Genomic DNA, 22983 nt, shown 5'->3' on the forward strand with positions numbered 1-22983 from the left:
TTTACCTAATTGATGCTGAGCGGGTTACTCAGCGGAGTAGTTTATGACAGCCATTTCTGTATCCGCCGTGAGTTGGACGGTGGGTAAACAGCTTATTCTTGATGATGTGAGTTTGTGTCTTGATAAAGGCAAGATGCTCGGCGTTATCGGCCCGAATGGTGCGGGTAAATCTAGCTTGCTGCGCTGCTTATACCGCTACATCACCCCAGATAGCGGTGACATTACCTTGTTAGGCAAACCGATTGAGGAATACTCGTCGCAGTCATTAGCCCTCAATGTTGCTGTGGTGCAACAAGATACCCCAGCCCATGTGGAGTTAACTGTTACTCAGCTAGTGACGATGGGGCTGACTCCGCACAAAGGGTTAATGGCAAGGCTTACCAAAGAAGATAAACAGCAAGTGAGTGATGCGATTGAGCAGGTAGGGCTGCGCGATAAAGCCTTGCAGATGTTCAATGCGCTTTCAGGTGGTGAGAAACAACGAGTGCTCATTGCCCGCGCCATAGTGCAGCAGCCACAAATTTTGGTGCTAGATGAACCGACTAACCACTTAGATGTGCGCTATCAAATTCAAATTCTTGAGCTGGTAAAAAGTCTAGGCATTACCGTGATTGCCTCAATTCATGACTTAAACCTCGCAAGCGCCTTGTGTGATGAGTTAGTTATGTTGCATCAAGGCAAAGTGGTTGCCCATGGAGAGCCTAAAACGGTACTGACCGAATCTCGCATTGGTGATGTATTTGGTGTGTGCTGCCAGGTTGGTGAGCATCCACAAAACCAAAGCCCATTGATTACTTATTTCTATGGTTACCAAGGTTCAAGCGATCTTAATACTCCTAGCTATAGCAAACATTCTCAACTGGACTCGGAGTTTGGGTCAAAGGAGTCTGCGCAATGCTAGGGCGGTTAACTAAACCAATAGCGCAGGTAGATAAACAGACGCAGCGCTATTATCTCGCTTGTGTGTTAACTGGCATCATGCTGATGATTACCCCTATACTGGCAGCCAGCTTTGGCGCAGCCAATATTGGCTTTAGCGATATTGTAACTGGCTTAGGCGCTAAAGTTTTCGGCGCTACTTTTTCCGACGCTGCAGGTTCAGGTAGTGAATCTGTATCCCCATTAGTTGAGCGCATCGTTTTTGAGCTTCGTTTTCCTCGGGTTATTCTGGCGTTTGTGGCAGGCGCAGGCCTTGCCATTGCGGGCAGTGTGCTGCAAACCGTGACTCGTAACCCACTGGCCGACCCTTATTTATTTGGCATAAGTGCTGGAGCATCATTTGGCGCTGTGGTGGTATTTAGCGTATTTGGGCAGTGGTTTGACTATTCATTGCTCGCCCAATGGCAAGATAACCCGCTTGCGCAGTTTAGCTTGCCAATCGGTGCATTTATAGGCGCGAGCTTGTCGGTGCTGCTGGTGCTGGCTTTATCCGGCAGCGGATTACATGCGCAAATTGAGCGCATGTTGTTGTCGGGCGTTGCCACCTCATTCATGTTTAGCGCACTTACCACACTAGTGTTGTATTTTTCAGACCCGCAAGCGGCCGCGTCGGTACTGTTTTGGACCTTAGGCAGTTTTGCCAAAGCCAGTTGGAGTGGCTTGCTATTACCTACGCTGGTGGTGGTTGGCAGCCTGCTGGTGATTTTAGCATTTAAACGACAAATTATGGCGCTGCAGGCGGGCGATGAGTCTGCGCACACGCTGGGTGTTAATGTGGCGCGTTTGCGTTTAAGCATGTTGTTACTTTGCTCGTTAATTACAGCAGTGCTGGTGGCAAGCTGCGGAGGCATCGGATTTGTTGGCTTGATGATCCCGCATACTATACGCTTGTGCCTACCTGGGCGGTCGCCATTATTACTTACTGCCTTGTTTGGCGGGTTATTTTTAGTTTGGGTTGATGTGGTCGCTAGATGCATCCTAGCGAATCAGGAACTGCCGGTGGGGATTATTACCTCAGCCATTGGTAGTGTATTTTTCTTATTAATTTTACGTCGCCGTCGTTAACTCACTGAGTTCAGTGCCCGGCGTTATTAGATTTTGTACTTCGGAGTCAAGATGTTTGCAGTAGATCCGGTTAGTCGCAAGTTTGATGAGCAAATCGCTCTCACCATTAATCAAAAGACCAAGCCGTTAGGCGCTTTGGGTAAATTAGAGCCGCTAGCTGCGCAAATTGCTAGAGTGCAGCTCAGCAAAGATTCTGAATGTAAAAAGTTGGAAATCACCCAACCCGGCATGTTGGTATTTGCTGGCGACCATGGCATTGCCAAGTTTGGCGTGTCGATTGCGCCGATTGATGTCACCAGACAAATGGTGCAAAACTTTGTTGCTGGCGGCGCTGCGATTAACGTGTTTAGCAAGCAAATGGGCTTTAACCTTGAAGTGATTGATTGCGGTATCGCGAAACCATTGGATAACTATCGCGGTGTCACTCAGCATAGATTAGGTGAAGGTACCAACGCCATTCACCAAGCGCCTGCGATGAGTATTGATCAAGTTCGTCATGGTTTTGGTTATGCAGAAGAAGTGGTTGAGCGTCATCATTTATCTGGCTCAAACCTGATTGCGTTAGGAGAAATGGGCATAGGTAACACCTCTGCGGCAACCGCAATGATGGCAGCGTTATTAGAGCTAGATGTGAGCCGCTGTGTTGGTCGCGGTACAGGTATTGATGATAAAACCTTTGAGCGAAAATCAGCCCTAATCAACGAGGCGCTGAAACTGCACCGCAGTAAGCTTGTATCTCCTATCCACATTTTGGCGCACTTAGGCGGTTTTGAAATTGTGCAAATGACTGGCGCCATTATGGCAGCAGCAGACCGTAAAATGATGGTGATTATTGATGGCTTTATTGCCACAGCTGCAGCCATTGCTGCAGTTAAATTACACCCAGATGCGCGTGATTACTTAATCTTTGCTCATAAATCTAATGAGCAAGGACACAGAATCATGTTAGAGCATTTAAAAGCTGAGCCACTGCTAGATTTAGATATGCGTTTGGGTGAGGGCACGGGTGCGGCGTTAGCATTGCCACTGGTTCAAGCTGCAATTAATTTTTATAACGACATGGCAAGCTTTGCCGCAGCCGGTGTAGAAGATGTTGTTTAGTCGCTTTTCGCGATCATTTTAAGCCTTAATTAACTTGATCAGTTTAAGACTTAAATAGGGGAATGTTATAGATGGAAAAGCCGAGCGTGAGTGCAAGTCAGCTAAATCTGTTGTTAGTTGCGCTTAGCTTTTTCACTCGCATCCCTGTGCCAAAATGGGTCGATTATGGCGATGATAATTTAAATCGCGCCAGTCGTTACTTTGGTATGGTTGGTTTGCTGGTGGGCGCACTCTCAGCACTGGTGTTTTATCTGGCTCAGCTAGTGTTGCCTATCGGCGTTGCGGTAATGCTGTCGATGATCGCCAGTGTGCTGATCACTGGTGGGTTCCATGAAGATGGTTTAGCCGATACCGCCGACGGTTTTGGTGGCGGTTGGACACTCGAAGACAAGCTCAACATTATGAAAGACTCGCGCCTTGGCACCTATGGCGTGTTAGCGCTAGTGCTGATACTGGCGCTTAAATGGCAGTTGTTGATTGAGCTTGCACTATACAGCCCTTGGGTGGCTTGTAGCGCATTGGTTGTTGCACACACGCTTAGCCGCGTGCTGGCGTCTAGCATGATATTTACCGAAAGCTATGTGCAAGACATTGATGTCAGTAAAGTGAAGCCGCTGGCTAACGAGCAGCACATTAATGACTTAATGATTTTGTTGCTGACGGGATTAGCTGTGTTGTTTTGTTTACCGTCAGTGGCAGGTTTTAGTTTATTAGTGGGTCTTTATATTCTTAGGCAGTTGCTATGCTTTGGTTTTAATCGTCAAATTGGTGGCTACACGGGCGATACCTTAGGGGCAAGTCAGCAAGTCGCTGAAATTGTCTGTTATATGATTTTATTGGCAGTGGGGTTTAATTCATGATCCAACTTATTCTAGGCGGTGCCCGCAGTGGCAAAAGTCACTTTGGTGAGTCAGCGGTAGCAAAGTTTGCCAACCTTGGTCAGTCTTGCGTTTATTTGGCAACGGCTCAGGCGTTTGATGATGAAATGCACCAACGCATTGAGCGTCATCAGCAAGACCGCGCCCACGTGACCCACCCAGAGCTAAAGATTGAGTGGCAGTTATTAGAAGAGCCGCTTTATCTAGCTGAAACCCTCAAACTGATTGATAAACCTAATCAAACCATCTTTGTTGATTGTCTAACTCTTTATTTAACCCAACACTTGCTAAAACAAGGTGACAGCAGTGATGAAGCGGTTGCGCTGCGTGATGCTCAGCCCAACGCTATTGTTCGCGCCCAGTTAGATAAGGTCAATCTCAGCCAGAACTGGCAGCAACAAAAGCAGCAATTATTAGCGGTATTGCCAAAAATGAAATCAAATTTGGTCATTGTTAGTAACGAAGTTGGCTCAGGCATAGTGCCGATGGGTGAGTTGTCGCGCGAGTTTGTTGATGAAGCAGGCTGGCTGAATCAGGCTATTGCTCAAATCGCTGATCAAGTAACACTGGTGGTTGCAGGTTTGCCACTGAGTTTAAAAGGCGATAAATAATCGACAAAGCGGCTGCGATTGAAGCAACTAAAGACCAGCGAGAGCAGCCCAAACCCATAAACATAACCCAGCAAGCCAATCAAAAGAGTAACGACAGCCCTTGTCTAAAGATTTAAATAAAAGTTCCAATGAAGAGTTATTGCAAACCGAGCAGGTTACTGGCGCATTAATGGTGCAAGGCACCACTTCAGATGCAGGTAAAAGCACCTTAGTTGCCGGCCTTTGCCGTTTGTTTACCCGCATGCTTTCCCGCCAAGGTGTGAACTGTGATGCTCGCGTTGCGCCATTTAAGCCACAGAATATGGCGCTCAATAGCGCAGTTACCGCAGATGGTGGCGAGATAGGCCGCGCCCAAGCACTGCAAGCCATAGCTGCCAAACAGCCGCTGCATACCGACTTTAACCCTGTGCTACTAAAACCAAGCTCAGATACTGGCGCGCAGGTGATTATTCACGGCAAGGCGTTATCAACGCTCGAAGCAAAAGCGTTTTTTGGGCCAGAGAGTAAACACTATAAATCGCTAGCATTAAAAGCCGTACTTGAGTCATACAACAGGCTTAAACAGCAATACCAATTAGTGTTTATTGAAGGCGCTGGCAGCCCTGCTGAGATTAATCTGCGTGAAGGCGATATTGCCAATATGGGCTTCGCTGAACAAGCTGATTGCCCGGTGATTATCATCGCAGACATTGATAAAGGCGGTGTGTTCGCTCACCTTGTAGGCACCCTAGCACTGCTGAGTGAGTCTGAGCAAACCAGAGTCAAAGGCTTTGTAATAAACCGTTTTCGCGGTGATATTAGTTTGCTGCAACCTGGTATTGACTGGCTAGAACAGCACACCCAAAAGCCGGTGCTTGGGGTACTGCCTTATTTGCACGATCTGCATTTAGATGCTGAAGATGCGCTTGTTTCAGGCGGCGCAACAACCACTAAGCAAGCACTGAATGTACTGGTATTAGTGCTGCCACGCATTAGTAATCACACTGACTTTGACCCGCTAAGGCTACACCCACAAGTTAACTTTAACTACGTTAGCATTAATGATGATGCCAAAACCGCATTCGAGCAGGCAGATTTAGTTATCTTGCCTGGCAGTAAGAATGTGCGCGCCGACTTAGCTTTCCTAAAACAACAGGGCTGGGATGAATTACTGCTAAGACACCTTCGCTATGGCGGCAAGGTTATTGGCATTTGTGGCGGCTATCAAATGCTTGGGCAAAGCATTAACGACCCGCATGGTATTGAGGATAAACCGGGTGAGTCACAGGGCTTAGGCTTAATCCCAATGCACACCGTATTGCAACAAGATAAAGCCCTCAAGCAAGTCACTGGCAAGTTAACCCTTAACGGACAAACTACAGAAATTACAGGTTATGAAATCCACTGCGGCCAGTCGCAACTTTTCGCGCACAGCACCGCACAATCAGCAGCCGAACCACTAATAGATAAACAACCAGTAGCCATTAGTGACTTACGAGGTAATCATTATCAAGATGGTTTTGAAAGCCAAGATAAGCAAATCTTTGCCACTTATGTACACGGCCTATTCGACTCAAAGCAGGCTTGTCAGCAGCTACTTAGCTGGGCAGGACTAGAGCAGGCACAACCTATTGATATTAATCAGATACGCGAGCAGCAACTAGAGCGCCTAGCCGATGTGCTTGAGCAGCATTTAGACATTGAAAAATTGATAAGGATAATCAGATGAGTACCGAACTAGATAACAGCACTAATGAGAATGCCAAGGTCGACAAGAACGAGCGTCACAAGCAGAGACAACAAAAAGTAAAACAAAAAGTTGATGCCAAAATTGAAGCTGCACAAATTGAGAAAGGCGTGCTAATGGTAATCACCGGCAATGGTAAAGGTAAATCAACTGCTGGATTTGGCACAGTTACGCGCGCAGTGGGGCACGGACAAAAAGCGGCTGTCGTGCAATTTATTAAAGGCGGCTGGGAATGCGGTGAGCGCAACTTACTTGAGAAAAACGGCGTTGATTTTCATGTTATGGGCACAGGCTTTACCTGGGAAACGCAAGATAGAGAAAAGGACACTGCGGCGGCATTAGATGCCTGGCAAGCTGCTGAAAAACTGCTGCAAGATGAGTCAATTAACCTAGTATTGCTGGACGAGCTAACCTACATGGTGACTTATAAATATTTAGATTTACAACGGGTTATTGACGCGCTCAATAAACGCCCAGCCATGCAACACGTCATCATTACAGGCCGCGCTTGTCACCGCGACATTATTGAACTTGCAGATACCGTCAGCGAAGTTCAGCCAACCAAACACGCTTTTAATGCGGGTGTAAAAGCTCAGCTTGGTTTTGACTATTAGTTTAGTTGTGCAGAACGGCATAACCGCCCAGAAGTGACTGGGCTAAAAATGCCATTGCAGGGTGACAGTTTGGTAGTTACTGCCCCCTTTAATTCGACCAAACGCTGAGCTGGACTCAAATATGCCAGAGCGGTGGTGAATACTATACCCGAGCCACAAATTTTGCATTGATTGACTGTTAATAACATCGCCAATATTGACCTCAAATGAGAAATCTAGATAGTTGAGCAGTTTAGATGGCTTGTAGCCTTTTTCTGCGATTTCTGAGCCTTCAATATAAGTAAGATCGCTAACATAAGATAGGCCTTCCGCTACCCCTAAGCGCCAGCGAGGGCCAAACTTGAAGGTGTAGAATGCCTTGATGGCGACAACTGCCTCGACAATATCGTTTTGCACTTCCGAGTCATAATGCCATACCGCACCTGGGGTGAAATACAACTCTATAGGTAAAGTAAATAAGGTGTCAGTCAACCTTGTGCCGTAAAACAAGGATGTCATTTGGTTATTGTAAGGGTCTTTTTCGGCGTTGCCCGATAAAATATCACTAAGGTTTGAAGGGGTCGCCCAACCATGAGCAATACGTAAGAATTGATCATTATCTTCCGTTGCACTTGGGTTTCTGTGGTCAAAACGTTGTTTGCCAGGCTCGGGGAAGAAACCAAATCCTAGGAAGCTCTCATACTGATATTGGCTATCAATTGTCGGCAATTCTGCGACAGCGTCTTCAAGTCGGCCGACGCCAAACTTGCCTAATAAGTAGAGGTTACGTGACACATGGTAGCGGGCGGTGATGCCGGCGTTGAATTGTAACCCTCCTTCGGCATCATATGTACCGACACCATAATAGTGTTGATTAAACTTATCGGTTTTCCATTGGAGCTCTGCATAAGGGATCAGATCCCAATCACCATTATGCCAATGGTATTTAGCACGTGTATACATGTAACCACGTTTGTTGGAGTCAGAAAGCAGTGCGACATCTGCTTCCCATGGGCCATCGTTAAACTTGTATTGCAGACCAAAATCAAAGGCCTGGGCCTGAGATTCATTTTGTAGCTCTTTGGGGATGTCTACAAATCGAAACCGGGTATACGCGTTCACTTGGTGAGCATCATTTTTCCAAAGATGTAGTCCGGCTTCCATACCGTCAATGAAGCCATATGCGCCTTGATACTTGAGCAGTGGCAGCACATCGTATACTTCATCATCTTCAACAGCGTATGGGATATCTCCTCGGCGTACACCGATAGCTATGCCCCAGGTGTCATATCGCAGACCATCGGATATTTGTGGTTGCGCTTGAGTGGTTTCGTCATTGTCGCGTTGAGAGGGATTGGCATATGCCAAGCTCATTGGGAGTATTAATAAGCTAATCAATTTGATGAGCTGGTAAGACATATTTCGAATCATAAGTGGCACTGTATTCCGCTCGAGGGCATTACACGAATAATGATAAAGGAATGTTATCAGGATAGCGGATTATTATCGAATTAGTCTGAAAATGAATGACTAATGGAAAGGTTGCTGAGCTAGCAGTTGCAATCAAGCACTAAAACATTGCTGCCTATGATTATTGAGCATCCCTAAATACCAAACCATGCTTGTTGAACTCACTTTTTCTTTTGAGCTTTAAAATTTCTAAGCAATAACACGCTCAGCTGCTGCTAGCGTGGTCAAGCTCTTCTTAATTTGTTGTCTTATAGCCGCTCCCCCGCTCTTAACAACATGGCTCTAAACCACTTATGTGCTGGTTCATTGGTGCGTGATGGGTGCCAAAGCATCGACATTGATACTGAGTCTGGTTGGAAAGGGGCTTCTACGATACGGCAATCAAATACGTTGGCATACTTTTTAGCTAAGGATTTAGGGACAACAGCTATCGCGTCAGAGCCTTGTACGATAGGAAACATCTCTAAAATACTAGCGGCGCGCCAGTAAGTCTCTCGTTGATTTAACAGTTCCACTCCCATCGGTTCCAAGTAGCTTGTACGTGAATCCCATTGAGCATGAACAACGTGCTTTTCTGTAATGAACTGCTCAGCACTTATCGAGTCATGTATTCGAGGATGCTCTTTAGCAGCGAGAACGACGAGATTTTCACTGAGTATTACAGCGTTTCTTAGGTGTTTATAGTTCTCAGGGTACGCACTCAAAATAATGTCAAACTTTTGAAAACGCAGCTCGGCCTCTAGATCTGCACCATAAAGTGGATGTACCTCCATTTTTACATTGGGTGCGTCACGCTGCAAAAGATGCGACAGCTCAGGTAGGACGTTATAACTTGCCACACTAATCGCTGCTATCGAAAAAGTTTTATCAACACTTTTCGCATTGAAATTACGGCTATTTGGAAACGTGGTGGTGACGGTATCAAGGGATTGTGCCAAGGCGGGATAGATGTCTATTGCTAACGTAGTGGGTGTCACACCATTGCCGGAACGGGTAAAGAGTTGATCGTCATAAAGTACCTTGAGCTTTTTTAGAGACTGGCTCACTGCAGGTTGACTAATACCTAGGCGCTGGGCTGCCTTGGATAGATTTCGCTCTTCCATTACGGCGACAAATATTGGGATTAAACTTAGGTCTGTATGCTTCATTCTCTTATATATAAAGCTTATTTTCCAATAATTATAAGCTCTGATTATAAATGATATTCGCTCATTTTGATTAAATTTTGAAATACTTCATCCGTATTGAGTTGATTAATAGGAAAACAGAATGAGAACAATCATAGCGACGAGTATTGTTACTGCTTTATTTGGTGCAAATGCACTGGCGTTAGCGAATGCTGAACCTTTAGAGATAAATGAGCCAATGATTCCGGTGCTTTCTCATAAGCACTATCTTGGTGAAGACTCGACGGCGACACACTATTGGCATGGTGAGAATCGAGGTGATATGACATGGACACCGACAGGTGGTAACGATGCGTATAGCAAGCCTTCAGCTAAGGTAAATCCAACACTAACAGCCCACTCTCAAAAAATGGATAGGGGCATATTTAGCTACAAAAACACTTTCCATACTGTATATGGCTATGGTTTGACATCGCCAACTATCATTGATGGTACAGATGGCCTGATTGTTCTTGACCCTGTTGAGTCTGTCGACAAAATGCGTGATGTAATGACTGATTTTCGTCGCGTTACGGGAAACAAAAAGCCGGTGAGTGCGATTTTATACTCGCATTGGCATCCAGATCACTATGCCGGTGTTCGTGGTATTGCAGGCGCTGAGAATGCCAAGATTATTGCACATGAATCGTTTATGGATAACGTAGTTAAAGGTTCTATGGGTGGCACAGGACCTGCGCTTGGGTTCCGTGTGGATTACTCATTGGGTACGCTGCTTAACGTAGAAGAGGGCGGAAGAATCAATGGTGGCTTAGGTCCAGACTTTGAGATTCGGGAACACAGTCTAATTGTGCCAAATGAATTAGTTACTGGGTATAGAGGCGAGCTGAGAACAACAATAGCAGGTGTGGATATGCAGATTGTTCACGTTCCCTCTGAAGCGTCCGATGAAATCATCGTTTACTTCCCTGAGCAAGAATTATTATGGGGCGCAGAAGTAATACAAGGTGAGAGCTTCCCGAATCTACACACAATCCGCGGCACTAAATATCGTAATCCGAGTGTTTGGTATCCAGGCATTGATGTGCTTCGCGAGTTTAACGCGGATGTTCTTTTAGTTTCTCATGGTCGCCCAGTAGTCGGAAAAGCCCATGTTGATGATACATTGACCGCCTATCGGGATGCGATCCAGTTTACTTATGATCAGTCCATCAAAGCCATCAATAGTGGTGCAACTCAAGAGGATCTCATTCGAGATATTACCCTACCACCACACCTTGAAAACCATCCATGGCTTGGTGATTTTTACGGTTCTATTCGTCACGCAACTAAGCAAATTTTTGTTGGCGAACTAGGTTGGTTTGATGGTGACCCAACTACCCTCAACCCACTTCACTCGGTGGAAGCATCAAAGCGCTATGTTGATATGGTTGGCGGCAAAGCTAAGATGATGAAGTTTGCGATTGATGCTTGTGACAATCAAGATTGGCAATGGTGTGCGGAACTATCTACTCATGTTGTGAGACTTGACCTTGAAGATATGGAACCTCGTCTACTTAAAGCAAGAGCGTTGCGTGCATTGGCATATCAAGAGACCAACAATAACTGGAGAAACTGGTATCTGACGTCGGCGCAAGAGCTGGATGGGACTATTGATTACAGTAAAAAAATCAACTTGCAAGCGCCTGATCTCTTGAAAGAGTTTACGACTAACCAATTGGTTGATGGTTTGAAGTACTCATTGAATGCTGAACGCAGTATAGACAAGCACTTTACTATTGCGTTTGCGTTTACCGATACTGACGAAACACACGCGTTGGAAGTTAGACGTGGAGTAGCTCAGTTCCATGAAGATTTTGAAGGGCAAGCACAAACCACTATTCGCATGTCTAAGATGGCATTTCTCGGTTTGCTGACTAGGAGTCTAGATCTTAACCAAGCAGCCTCTAGTGGTCAGTTAAAAGTAGAGGGAGAGGCTAACCTTGTCCCAATCTTCTTTAATCTGCTTGATAAACCTGCAGAGAATCCTGCTCTAACCGTACGCTAAGATCGTTGAAATAGTGGCACTGTTTAAAGATTAGAGAGTGCCACTAGTTAAGGCTCAAATATGAAAAAAGTAATGTATCTAACACTTTTTGTTGCTTCTCACTCTGTATTTGCTTGCGATGGAGATGTCGTTTTCACACTGCCCAAAGTGACTAGCGCCGATGATTTTTTAGCTTCGTTGGAGAAAGGCAAGTCGGTGCAACCAGCAGGTTATGATCTCGAGTCGATAATGAAAACGAAAGCGAGCCTGAAACTGATCAAGGTCTGCCATAAGCAAGAAGGTAAAAAGGTCTGTCACAACGTTAGAAGCTTTTAGTGAGTGTAGTGGCTTATCAACTTTGACCATCAGATAATAGGTTTCTACGCCCAATTTAAAATATCAATCGAAATATTCACCGACACTGTTCAAGTATAGGGTGACAGTGACCTACCAGTTGGTGTTATTGATTCAGAACTTTGCTGCTTGGATGCAAATAGTGAAGTCATCAGGGATAATTAACGGCGTCCTGTAGCAAGAAATCAGCAAACGGAGCATCAGAATCACTAAGCTCTTAGTTTTGCACTTTCACAAGCCAGCAACCAACAAAAAAGGCTAATCTCTCGATTAGCCTTTTGCTGTTAGCTTTGAAATCTTTAAGCTTTAAAGTCTTACAGCTTTAAAACTTCTAAGCGTTAAATCCAAAATTAGGATTTACTTCATCGCTGCAAATACACGCTCAGCTGCTGCTAGTGTGTACTCAAGCTCTTCTTCACCGTGCGCCATAGATAAGAAGCCTGCTTCATAAGCAGATGGTGCTAGGTAAACACCCTCATCTAGCATAGCGTGGTAGAAGTGACGGAAGTGCTCCATGTTGCACTTGGTTACTTGATCAAATGTAGTCATCGGCGCAGTGTCTTCAGTGAAGAAGAAACCGAACATGCCGCCAACATAGTTGATGCTTAGTGGAATACCGTGCTTGTCTGCCGCCGCTTTGAAACCTTCAGCAATACGTTTAGTTTTTGCTGCTAGCTCTTCGTATAGGCCAGGTTCGCTTAGGGCTTCCATTTGCGCAAGACCCGCAGTCATTGCAATTGGGTTACCTGAAAGCGTACCCGCTTGGTATACAGGGCCTGTAGGCGCGATAAACTGCATTACATCTTTACGACCACCGAAAGCACCTACTGGCATACCGCCGCCGATAACTTTACCTAAGGTTGTAAGGTCTGGCTTGATACCGTAGTGACCTTGCGCGCCGCTTTTTGAAACGCGGAAGCCCGTCATTACTTCATCAATGATTAGCAGTGCGCCGAACTCATCACACATCGCGCGTAGACCTTCAAGGAAGCCCTCAACTGGTGGAATGCAGTTCATGTTGCCCGCAACTGGCTCAAGAATGATACAAGAGATATCTTCTGGGTGTTGCTCGAACAATGCACGTACTGAATCTAAATCATTGTAAGTTGCTGTTAGGGTGTGTTTAGCAAAGTCTTCAGGGATACCAGGCGAGCTTGGCTGACCTAAAGTTAGCGCGCCAGAACCAGCTTTAACAAGCAAGCAGTCAGCGTGGCCGTGGTAACAGCCTTCAAACTTTAGGATTTTGTCACGGCTAGTGAAACCACGTGCTAAACGAATCGCACTCATGGTAGCTTCAGTACCTGAGCTTACCATGCGAACTTGTTCCATTGATGGCACCATTTCAATGACTTTTTCAGCCATTTGTACTTCAAGCTCTGTTGGTGCACCAAAAGATAGACCGTTCTCAACTGCATCTAGTACTGCTTGGCGAATTTTAGGGTGGTTATGACCTAAGATCATTGGTCCCCAAGAGCCAACATAGTCAACATACTTTTTGCCGTCTGCATCGTAAATGTATGCACCGTCAGCTTTTTCGATGAATAGTGGGTTACCACCAACACCGTTGAATGCACGTACTGGCGAGTTAACGCCGCCTGGAATGGTTTGTTTAGCTTGTTCGAACAAATCTGCAGAACGAGTCATTTGTGTTCCTTACCTTATACAACCGATTATCTATCGGCTTTGCGTGAATACCAATTTACTGGACACTCATACTTTTCGAGTTGATTTTCAACTCCAAGAGTTAATGCAAAAAGTGCCATACGAATAAGTAAGCCATTATCTGCCTGTCTGAAAATTGCCAGACTAGGATGGCTGTTTAAATCATTATCGAGTTCATTCGCTGCCTCGCGCGAGTCGCGTGGGAGCGGGTGCATGATCACAGTGTTCGATTTACAGTGTTGCGTGTAAATGGCGTGATTTAAGCGGAACTTACCACGATATTTGTTCGCTTCCTCTTGTGATGGGAAACGCTCTTCTTGAATTCGAGTTAGATACAGAATGTCGGCTTGGTTTAAGTTGCCTTCTAACTGTTCTGTTATTGTGATTTTATGGCCGGCTTTTTCAATGTCAGCGATCACATAATCAGGCATTGCTAATTCACTCGGTGATATCAATGTGAACTGGATATCTTTATACATGCATAACAATCGTGACAAAGAATGCACAGTTCGGCCATATTTGAGGTCACCTACTAACGCAATGTGCATGCCGCTAATGTCGCGGCCAGCATGTGCTAGCTCTTTTTGAATGGTAAATAGGTCAAGCAAGGCTTGAGTTGGATGCTCGTTTGAACCGTCACCGCCGTTAATTACTGGCACGCGGCTCCCTTTTGAGAACTCTTCAACCGAGTATGCATCTGGATGACGCATAGCGATGACATCTGAGTAGGTCGATAACACGCGCGCAGTGTCATACAGCGACTCACCTTTAGACAGTGAAGATGCGCCCATACCAACGGTTTCGCGCACTGCGCCGCCAAGTAGGTTGAATGCACAACCAAAGCTGACGCGAGTTCGCGTGCTTGGCTCAAAGAATAGGTTACCTAAAATTGCACCGTCTAACACCTTGGTACGTTTTTCACGTAGCGCGTAAGGAGTCATTTTGTGGGCAACGTTAAAGATGGTGTTAATTGCGTCCAGATCTAACTGGTTTACCGAGAGGATGTGTGAACCTTCAAACTGAGTCATCAGCCTATATTCCAAGTTTGGGGGCAGTATCACTGGGCTGTGATAATACCTATTGTTGTGTAGGGTGGCTGAGGCGCAATTGTAGCAAACTCTAATGAGCTAGGCTACACGCATAAGTTGAACTTAGACATAGCGCCAGATAGTGTGGCAGATGCTGATCCACAGTGATTTTAACAAGGCTTGATAGCAGCTAATCGCCCTGTGGAATTAAATGCAGCGGCGCATCGTCACTTAAATAGGTTTCATCAACTAACTCAAGGTGGTTATAGCGGATCATCCCTTGAATGCTATCAATGTACGCTTGACCTCGCTCTGAGTATTTGTCGAGCGTGGTGGCAAGTTCAAGTCCTGTGATGGGCTTGTCTTGGGCACGAAGCGAGGCGCGGTATTGGCGCATTGCCTGATAAGCTGGATTGGTGTTGAGGTTAAATAGGTAGCCTTTGACTGAATCTAATGGACTGTCGAAGCGAGCGATACCATAGTTACCTAGCTCTTTGCGTTGTTGCTTTGGCACCATGCCGTTGCCACTAAAATCCCACTGGCCAAAAAAGGCGTTGCCTTCAAGCGTGAAGCGTGACGTTCCCCAGCCACTTTCTTCTGCGCCCTGAGCAAGGACTAACGAAGGCGGCACTATGTCCACATTAATGAGTAGCTGCGTACGTTGTTCATCAGTCAATGCTTGCTGATTGTCTTTAGTTACTCGATAACGATTGGCAAGAATGATGAGGTCGGAGTCATCCGCTCTAGCATCTTGAATGAATTTGCGCGTGAGTAACACTTCTTCATTAGCCCTTAAAATTAACGGCGCCATTAAGCGAAAGAACACTTCTTTTTTTACATTAACCGGCAAGTTATGTGAGCTTTGTTGCCAATGCTTGCTGACGTGATTAAAGGTCAGTCTTGGCACCGCGCGATGCCCACGTTGCCAAGCTTCATAATCATAATTAAGTGACGAAAACAGTGACATGAGATCATCAAGAGAGTGAATTTCTACGTCTTTAGCTGGTTTTGACGGGCGATTGTTAGATACATAGCGAAAGCTTTTTTGTAGTCCGGTATTATTGCGATTCTCAAGATGTGGTAACTCGACCTCTTCCACGATTGCGGTTGAATTATTGGCATTTGCTGCATGTTGCTCTGACTTTTTCTGCTCATCAGCTTCGCTGTTATCTGCCCCGTCATTTGGCGCAGTATTGCTCTGGCTAACGGTTTTAACGTTAGCGCCTTCAACATTTGCGGCATCGAGACTCCCAGCTTGCGGTAAATCGCTATTATCTTTGCAGCCAACTAATCCAATGATGGCCATAATAAATAAAGTGACAAACAAAGTGCACAACAAGCTAGCTTGCCCGTTTATTGCTGAGATCAACTTCGTCATATTTATTCCTTGCGCTTGCGACAGCTATACAGCCTTTCGCCACTGAGAAATCGTAGTAAATGATGTTATTCAATTTTGTAAGCATAGCTCGCTTGGCTGCATTTACGAGTACTATAGCTGCCCTGAGCGGATCTCTTGATAAAGCATATTCCAGCTGATCACGCCAACGACGTTGTGCGGGTTTCCACGGTAGATGAACACTTCGCCGCTGCGTTTTTTCGACAGTACTTGATAAACATCGTCAAGGGTGCGGTTATCGCTTAGCCCTTCAATGGTGTGACGTGAAAGCGTGGTAGAGTCTTCAAATGATTGCATTTCCAGTTGCAGCATTTCAATTTCATCATTGTCATTTCTCACCAACACTGGGCGACCCTCGGCGCGTTTTAGTACCTCTAATAATAGCTCTGAGTCATCTTTTACAATCACAAAGCGGCTGTCCATTAGGGTACGAACCCCTTTCTTTTGCAGCCCTTGGTTCATTGGTGGCACCTTATAGCCAAGCCCCATAATATCGAGTTGCTTTAAGAACACCGATTTTGCCCCTAAGCCCTGATAAGCAAGCAGGTATGCTGGAATGGTCACGAACATTGCAGGCAAAATAATCGAGGCATCATTGGTCAGCTCAAGCAGCGCAACTAATGCCGCCAATGGCGCGCTTAAACACACTCCCATCATTACTGTCATGCCGACAATGGTATAAAGCCCAACAAAAGGCTCGATACCAGGGAACATCAACATACTTACCAGTGCGAGAATAGCGCCAACCAGCGCACCTATGCCATAAAGCGGGCCAATTAAGCCGCCGGGTACACCTAAGCCGATTGCGGCAATGGTTGCGATGATTTTGCCTGTGAGTAGTAACAACAAGAATAAGATGCTTGGGCTTTCGCTCACCGCTTCATGGATGGCTAAATCACCAGAGCCGAGTGCTTGTGGCAGCACTAACCCAATAAGCGTGGTGATAACACCTGCGGCCAGCAGCCTTTGGTGTAATGGGTAGGTTTGGCTGCTTTCAGTGACTTTGAGCAATGAGTAATTAAAGGTCGCAGCCGCTACGCCAAGTACGCCGCCACCGAGTAATAAAATAGGGTAGTGATCCAACGGAATGTGAATCACATTAATGAGATCGTACTCGTGAATATTGCCGAACACTAATTGACTGGATAATGCGCCACAAATCGCCGACAGCATAATCGGGAAGAAGTAGTGGATTTTATATTCACGGATAATGACTTCAAAAACAAAAATCACTGCAGCTAACGGCGCGTTAAAGGTAGCAGCAATACCTGCGGCGATGCCACTTGCGCTCATAATGCGTACGCTATTATCGGGTAGCTGGAATTTCTCAGCTAATACACTGGCGCTGACAGCACCTAAGTGAATGGCTGGGCCTTCTCGCCCGACAGAGAAGTTGGTGATGAGCGCAGCAAGTGCCTGAAAAAACTGTCCAGGTGCAGATTGCAGTGGCAGCTTACCGTAATGCAGCTTCATTCGGTGCAGCACATAAGCGATACCCATACGGCGGTGGCGCTTAGAGCCAATTTTGTACAATAGCCAGATAATGCCTGAACCGACAATAGGCAGATAGCTGCGCCAGTCGGTAATGGTTTCGTTAAAGTTGCTGGCTTCTGATATGGTGAAGTCGCTCGCCCAGTTAAGCAGCAAACGAAATAGGATAATCACCCCTGAGGCAATCAAGGCAAAGATAAGCGCCAGCGCGCACAATTGCACACTGATTTTGGCCTGCGACAACTTGTCGCGAAATTCATTACGCAGATATTTGCGTGTCGCCCGCTTGGCGTGAATAATAGCGGCTTTATTTAGTTTCGATTGCACAAGTTTGCTTTAAACCAAGTTGGCGAATTAAATAAACGTACTCAAAACCGAATCAATTTTGAATTAAAGGCTTGTTACTTAATGCTAAATTATCACCGCTGGTTAGATCGACTGCAAGTATTTGAACGTAAAAGTCGCTCATCTAGCTTTTATTTGCTGAGTTTGATGTGTGTAGCATTTTTACTTGGGGGCAGCGTTTACAATGTCGCTCACGACTGGGAAGAGGTGCAAGAGCATCAAGAAGACCAGCAAAAGCTTGAACTTGAGCGCCAAATAAAAAGCCTTAATCGTGAGTTGGCCAACATCAAATTGACATTGGGGGTAGCGCAGCAAGCGAATACTTCAATGCGGCAGATGTTCAATGAGCAGGTTCAGAAGCAGCAAGAGTTAGAAACAGAGCTTAAGTTTTATCGTAGCTTAATGGTGCCAGATGACAGCGTAGACGGCATTGGTATTCATGCGCTTGAGTTATCTCATGGCATGTTGCCAGATCAGTTTAAGTTGCGCTTGATTTTGACTCAGCTGCAAAAGCGCAAGCAGCAGTCCAAGGCCCAAGCGTTTATTACCCTTGTTGGTATTGAGCAGGGTGAAGCCAAACAAATTGATTTAGGCGAACTTGTTGATAACAAGTTCGAATTTGACTTTAAATATTTTCAGGTAGCTGACAGCGAGTTTAATGTGCCTGAGGACTTTAACTTGCAGCGTATTGAAGTCAGAGTAAAAGTAAAAGCTAGGCGTGGCGTGAAAGGTGGCGAAACCTTTGCAACTTTCCATGTGCCTGAGCTACTGCAAGGTGAAAAAGAACAGCGGGTAATACTTGAACAAAATAGTCAGGTAAAGGATAATCCCGAGCAGTAAACAGAAGTATGAGGTAGTAATGACTGAACAAACTGATGCAGCAATGCCAATTCAATTTACCGATGCTGCGGCAACTAAGGTGAAGGGCTTGCTGGAAGAAGAGCAAAACCCAGAGCTAAAATTACGTGTGTATGTGACAGGCGGTGGTTGCTCAGGTTTTCAGTACGGCTTTACTTTTGATGAAAAGGTAAATGAGGGTGATTTCACCATTGAGAAGCAAGGCGTACAGTTAGTTGTAGACCCAATGAGCCTGCAGTACCTAGTGGGTGGTGAGGTGGATTACACATCTGGCCTTGAAGGTTCACGTTTCTTCGTGAAAAACCCAAATGCGACCACCACTTGTGGTTGTGGTGCTAGCTTCTCGGTTTAATGAGTGCTGTCGCTAGCCGATAGATGTGCTTAGTGTATTTACTATGTGCACATAAAGTATCTAGGGTAGTAAAAACAAAAAGCCGTCTTAAGACGGCTTTTTTAGTTTTTATTAGTCGCTTTAACTAAAGCTTAATTAGTTAATTAAGCGCTTTAGTTAATTGAGCTAGCTTAAAATGTTCATATTTACTTTGCGCACAAAGCAGTTAGCGACACTTTTACTGAAACTTACCCACAGTTGCCATAGACCAAGCGCGAATAACAAGCCGTAAATAAACCAATCACCAAGTTCAATAAAGTACGGGCCAACTTCAAAGCGAGTGGGCTCTCGCGGCGTCGCATCGCCTGACATCAATAGCGGCAACATGCTGTAAAATGCCATTTGTACCACAGCATAACCGCGCAGCATATACAGCGCTGCTTTTTGGCGGCCAAATACCGCAGCAACCAACATTAGCGTGAGTACACAAAACAGCAGTGATTGTTTGTTACTGGTATCGCTGGCGAGCAAGCCGCTGACTGAGGTTAGAATATAAACTACCATCAAAATCAGTAATCGCTTAGGAAAGCGCGCTAGACTGACTTGTTCATTTGCTGACTGCCCATTTGCCACTTGCGCGTTTTCTGGTAGCTCACTTTCTTTTTGAGTAGATCGCTGCTGAGAAGGTTGCTGTTGGGCTGAGGCAGTTACTTCAAGCTTGTTGTCGCTCATATGGGTTAGTTCTCGTTGCTAACTTACATTTGTAACAGTGATTTAGTGCTTGATTTTAGCGCGTGGCGTTAGACGCTGATCGACTTCGTAAGGCGGCACAACCACTCCTAGGTCTTCTTGCACTGGGAATACCGCGATGAATAGGTCATCATCTTCCATGCCGCGAACCCAGCGAGCTTGAAATTCTTCTAGAGGGATCATCAGTGGCTCACAGTTTTTCCAATCATCAACTGCCCATAGGTTAGCGGTTTCTTCGCTTGGCCACATTGGGATACAGTCTTCATCTTCTGTGGTTAGCATCACGCAGCCGTCTTGGTCTTGCAGTGTCCAAATTTGTTTGGTGGTTTTAACCTGTTCAACTAGGTAGTCGTAACGTGCTTCAGGAGTAGCGTTAACTAGCTCTGATACAGACTTTTGTTTTTGGCTCATGACGATTCTCTTATCTCTGTAGAGGGGCTAACGGCTGTATAGCCGTTAGCGACATAATTTAATTGCGCAGATAATAGCATTCATCTGCGCTGAGGTTAATCTGTGATTAGCTGGCAGGATACAAGCAACCTAACACTGCGCGGCGGCTAGCGCCTGTGACCGCGGGCAAGTTGCCGGTTTGTTTGTGGTTGAAGCGCATAGCTAACCAAGCAAAGGCAATTCCCTCAACCCATTTAGGGTCGATATTCAGGCTTTGGGTGGTGGTCACCTTATGGTTCTCAAGAATTTGCGTGAGCCTTGCCATCAGCGCTTGGTTAAGTGCTCCGCCACCGCAAACAATTACTTCACCTGTTGAGGTCAAGCGGCGGATATCATTAGCAATGGAATAGCAGGTGAAATCAAGCAAGGTTGCTTGAATATCTTGTGGCTCAATTTGACTAAAGTTAGCCAGTTGTTGGCTTAACCAGTCGTTATTAAATAGCTCTCGCCCAGTGCTTTTTGGGTAGCTCATTTCAAAATACGAGTGAGACAACAGTTGCGACAACAAGCCTTTGTGTACTTCACCCGAGCGCGCCCAGTCGCCATTTTCATCATAGCCAAGCTGCTTTTCTTGTTGGATAAAGGCATCCATTAAGGTGTTGCCTGGGCCGGTATCAAAACCAATTACGGTTTCGCCATCGCCGCTTAGGAAGGTGATATTAGCAATGCCGCCAATGTTGAGTATGACTCGGTCTAACTCTGGTTGACTAAATACCTGCTGGTGGAACGCTGGCACCAACGGCGCGCCTTGACCGCCAAGGGCAATGTCTTTGCGGCGAAAATCTGCAATTACATCGATGCCTGTTTCAATCGCAATGGTATTGGCATCACCAATTTGCAAGGTAAAGCCTGGGTCAAGGTTTGGCATGTGACGCACGGTTTGGCCGTGGGAGCCAATGGCAATAATCTCGGTCGAGTTAAGCCCAGTTTGTTCTAGTAATGCATTGACGGCTTTAGCAAACAGTTGGCCAACGTGTCTGTCGGTTTGGCCTACGCGGTTAATCTCGTTGTTTGCAGGCGCGCAAAGTTGCTGCAAGTTGGCGAGAATATGCGGCGGAATAGGTTCGCTATGGGCGGCAACAAAGGCTGGCACGCCTGCGGCAAAGTCTACTAATACGGCGTCTACGCCATCCATACTTGTGCCTGACATCAGGCCAATATAATACTGAGGTTTAGTCATGATTGTTAAACTATGAACTCGGCAAGCCGCTAGCTGTTGTTATTCACTACTAGCGAGCTGCTGTTGCTGATTAGATTTAAGTTTAGCCATTAACTGCGCGCTAAGCTGTTTAAACTTGGCTTTTTCGGCTTTGGCTATTGGTGTCGACTTCGGCAATTTAACTGTGCGCGGGTTACGGTGTACGCCGTTAACGATGAATTCGTAATGTAAGTGCGCGCCGGTGACGCGACCAGTGCGCCCAAGGGTACCAATGATTTGCCCTTGTTTAACGGTTTGGCCTTGCTTTACTTTGCGTTTATTGAGGTGTAAATACTTAGTGGTGTAAGTGTCGTTGTGTTTGATAAATACATAGTTACCATTGTATTTGTTATAGCTAGACTTGATGACCTTACCTTTACCGGCGGCTTTAATTGGTGTGCCGATAGCGGCAACATAGTCGACGCCGCGGTGGGCTTTTACCTGACCAGTTACTGGGTGCAAACGGCGCGGGTTAAAGTTAGAGCTGACGTATTTGAAATCAACTGGTGAGCGTAAGAAGGCTTTGCGCATGCTGTTACCTTCTTCAGAGTAGTACTCGCCGTCGGTGTATCGCACCGCTGTGTATCTGTCGCCTTGGTTGTAGAACTCAGCAGCCAGGATATTGCCGTCACGCAGGAACTGACCATCCGCATACTCTTGCTCAAATATCAGCGCGAAGTGATCGCCTTTACGAATATCTAAGGCGAAGTCGACGTCCCAACCAAAGATATTGGCGAGCTGCATAATATGGTTAGCTGACAAACCTGCGCTTGCGGCGGCATTCCAGAAGTTACTGCTAATTTTTGCTTCAATAAATGCGGTGCGGGTTTCGACCTGTTTTTTCTCTACTTGCTCGTGATACTTACCGTCTTTTTTATCAATGATGAGCTTTTCAATCTTGCTCATTTGATAGCTTAGCTGCACGAGTTTGTCTTCTTGGCTCTTGGTAATCGCGATTTCTTCACCTGGCATAATTTTTAGCAGGTTCTTCTTCGCAAGTGGTAGCTGGGTGATGTCGTAAACATCTTTTGGAGTTAATCCTGCGCGGTTAAATAGGCCGCCTAAGGTATCGCCTTTAGCGACTTCATAGTATTCAATTTTATGATCTTGTCTTAACTCAGCTTTGGCTTGGTCAATTGCCTGCTCAACCTCGGCAACCTTTTCATCATAAGTAGGTGCATCTTGGGTGATGTCATCTTGGCCTTGGGTGTGTTTTTGGGTCTTTACCAGTCTGGTTTGGTTAGCGAGATGCTGGGCAAGAATGCGATCGTCTTCAGTGTCGGTACCATCTGTGCTTGAGCGGCGACTTGGCGCCGTTGGCGTGCGCTGGGAAAGGGGAACTTGATAACGAGTATTAAGGGCGAGCTCGTCAGTTTGCTCACTGGCATTGCCAGTTTGCTTTGATGCTTGAGCGTTGTCGGCAGGGATCATTAAGATAACAAGAGTAAATACAGCCAGCACACTAATGATTATTTGATGTGCCTTTGGCAGTAATTTAAATAATGTGATCAGCTTTGCCATTGACTTATGTACCAATTTCGCCTTTTTCGTTGTTATCAGCCCAGTGTACACTCTTTCATTTGCTGT

Annotated in this window: 21 protein-coding genes; 11 read left to right on the plus strand and 10 right to left on the minus strand. The window is 45.8% G+C overall.

The genetic code is table 11. The features are described 5' to 3' along the window. Positions 1–43: 43 nt before the first annotated feature. From G3R49_RS10045 to cobO, 7 genes are all read left to right on the plus strand, one after another. On the plus strand, positions 44–901 hold the full coding sequence (locus tag G3R49_RS10045) for an ABC transporter ATP-binding protein (protein ID WP_167869568.1): 858 nt from the start codon (positions 44–46) through the stop codon (positions 899–901). A 77-nt stretch (positions 902–978) separates the two neighbouring features. Next, positions 979–2004, plus strand: a complete 1026-nt coding sequence (locus tag G3R49_RS10050) for an iron ABC transporter permease (protein ID WP_245335347.1) — start codon at positions 979–981, stop codon at positions 2002–2004. A 51-nt stretch (positions 2005–2055) separates the two neighbouring features. Then, positions 2056–3105, plus strand: a complete 1050-nt coding sequence (cobT, locus tag G3R49_RS10055; RefSeq protein ID WP_130601411.1) for a nicotinate-nucleotide--dimethylbenzimidazole phosphoribosyltransferase — start codon at positions 2056–2058, stop codon at positions 3103–3105. A gap of 71 nt (positions 3106–3176) precedes the next feature. Continuing rightward, positions 3177–3965, plus strand: coding sequence for an adenosylcobinamide-GDP ribazoletransferase (locus G3R49_RS10060; protein WP_167869570.1), 789 nt, complete (start codon positions 3177–3179; stop codon positions 3963–3965). Next, positions 3962–4594, plus strand: coding sequence for a bifunctional adenosylcobinamide kinase/adenosylcobinamide-phosphate guanylyltransferase (gene cobU / locus G3R49_RS10065; protein ID WP_130601415.1), 633 nt, complete (start codon positions 3962–3964; stop codon positions 4592–4594). Before G3R49_RS10060 ends, cobU begins: the two co-directional genes overlap by 4 nt. Before the next feature lie 169 nt (positions 4595–4763). Next, positions 4764–6302, plus strand: a complete 1539-nt coding sequence (locus G3R49_RS10070; RefSeq protein WP_167869740.1) for a cobyric acid synthase — start codon at positions 4764–4766, stop codon at positions 6300–6302. Further along, complete coding sequence (gene cobO / locus G3R49_RS10075; RefSeq protein ID WP_167869571.1) at positions 6299–6934, plus strand: cob(I)yrinic acid a,c-diamide adenosyltransferase; 636 nt, start codon at positions 6299–6301, stop codon at positions 6932–6934. The genes G3R49_RS10070 and cobO overlap by 4 nt, the downstream gene beginning before the upstream one ends. A 42-nt stretch (positions 6935–6976) precedes the next feature. Here the strand turns inward: cobO and G3R49_RS10080 are convergent, their stop codons facing one another. Next, on the minus strand, positions 6977–8287 hold the full coding sequence (locus G3R49_RS10080; RefSeq protein ID WP_245335330.1) for a MipA/OmpV family protein: 1311 nt from the start codon (positions 8285–8287) through the stop codon (positions 6977–6979). Positions 8288–8631: 344 nt separating this feature from the next. Continuing rightward, on the minus strand, positions 8632–9531 hold the full coding sequence (locus tag G3R49_RS10085; protein ID WP_167869573.1) for a LysR family transcriptional regulator: 900 nt from the start codon (positions 9529–9531) through the stop codon (positions 8632–8634). 121 nt (positions 9532–9652) lie between these two features. Between G3R49_RS10085 and G3R49_RS10090 the strand changes: the two genes are divergently transcribed. Next, the gene (locus G3R49_RS10090) at positions 9653–11554 is read left to right on the plus strand and encodes an alkyl/aryl-sulfatase (protein ID WP_167869574.1); all 1902 of its coding nucleotides are present in this window, start codon (positions 9653–9655) and stop codon (positions 11552–11554) included. Positions 11555–11614: 60 nt separating this feature from the next. Next, the gene (locus tag G3R49_RS10095; RefSeq protein ID WP_167869575.1) at positions 11615–11869 is read left to right on the plus strand and encodes a hypothetical protein; all 255 of its coding nucleotides are present in this window, start codon (positions 11615–11617) and stop codon (positions 11867–11869) included. A 375-nt stretch (positions 11870–12244) separates the two neighbouring features. On the opposite strand, the gene hemL is transcribed toward G3R49_RS10095, so the two are convergent. From hemL to G3R49_RS10115, 4 genes are all read right to left on the minus strand, one after another. After that, the gene (gene hemL / locus G3R49_RS10100) at positions 12245–13531 is read right to left on the minus strand and encodes a glutamate-1-semialdehyde 2,1-aminomutase (RefSeq protein ID WP_130601427.1); all 1287 of its coding nucleotides are present in this window, start codon (positions 13529–13531) and stop codon (positions 12245–12247) included. A 26-nt stretch (positions 13532–13557) separates the two neighbouring features. Next, positions 13558–14577 (minus strand): aspartate carbamoyltransferase, encoded by a 1020-nt coding sequence (locus G3R49_RS10105; protein ID WP_130601429.1) that lies wholly within the window; start codon positions 14575–14577, stop codon positions 13558–13560. 190 nt (positions 14578–14767) lie between these two features. After that, positions 14768–15955: a glucosaminidase domain-containing protein gene (locus tag G3R49_RS10110; RefSeq protein WP_245335331.1), complete on the minus strand. Its 1188-nt coding sequence runs from the start codon at positions 15953–15955 to the stop codon at positions 14768–14770. 111 nt (positions 15956–16066) lie between these two features. Then, the gene (locus G3R49_RS10115; protein WP_167869576.1) at positions 16067–17791 is read right to left on the minus strand and encodes a chloride channel protein; all 1725 of its coding nucleotides are present in this window, start codon (positions 17789–17791) and stop codon (positions 16067–16069) included. Positions 17792–17872: 81 nt separating this feature from the next. Here G3R49_RS10115 and G3R49_RS10120 point away from each other — a divergent pair, with 81 nt between their 5' ends. After that, entirely contained in the window at positions 17873–18649 is a 777-nt protein-coding gene (locus G3R49_RS10120) for a DUF6776 family protein (RefSeq protein ID WP_167869577.1), read from the plus strand. Positions 18650–18668: 19 nt separating this feature from the next. Continuing rightward, the gene (erpA, locus tag G3R49_RS10125) at positions 18669–19019 is read left to right on the plus strand and encodes an iron-sulfur cluster insertion protein ErpA (RefSeq protein WP_055024237.1); all 351 of its coding nucleotides are present in this window, start codon (positions 18669–18671) and stop codon (positions 19017–19019) included. Positions 19020–19184: 165 nt separating this feature from the next. Here the strand turns inward: erpA and G3R49_RS10130 are convergent, their stop codons facing one another. The 4 genes from G3R49_RS10130 to G3R49_RS10145 form a co-directional block, all read right to left on the minus strand. Further along, entirely contained in the window at positions 19185–19730 is a 546-nt protein-coding gene (locus G3R49_RS10130) for a hypothetical protein (RefSeq protein WP_245335332.1), read from the minus strand. Positions 19731–19772: 42 nt separating this feature from the next. Then, positions 19773–20159, minus strand: a complete 387-nt coding sequence (locus tag G3R49_RS10135; RefSeq protein WP_130601439.1) for a DUF2750 domain-containing protein — start codon at positions 20157–20159, stop codon at positions 19773–19775. Positions 20160–20265: 106 nt separating this feature from the next. Further along, entirely contained in the window at positions 20266–21378 is a 1113-nt protein-coding gene (locus G3R49_RS10140) for an anhydro-N-acetylmuramic acid kinase (RefSeq protein ID WP_167869578.1), read from the minus strand. Between the two features lie 39 nt (positions 21379–21417). Beyond that, entirely contained in the window at positions 21418–22917 is a 1500-nt protein-coding gene (locus G3R49_RS10145; protein ID WP_167869579.1) for a peptidoglycan DD-metalloendopeptidase family protein, read from the minus strand. Between the last annotated feature and the right edge of the window lie 66 nt (positions 22918–22983).

It is taken from the genome of Shewanella sp. WXL01 (assembly GCF_012263345.1).
Classification (GTDB): domain Bacteria; phylum Pseudomonadota; class Gammaproteobacteria; order Enterobacterales; family Shewanellaceae; genus Shewanella; species Shewanella maritima.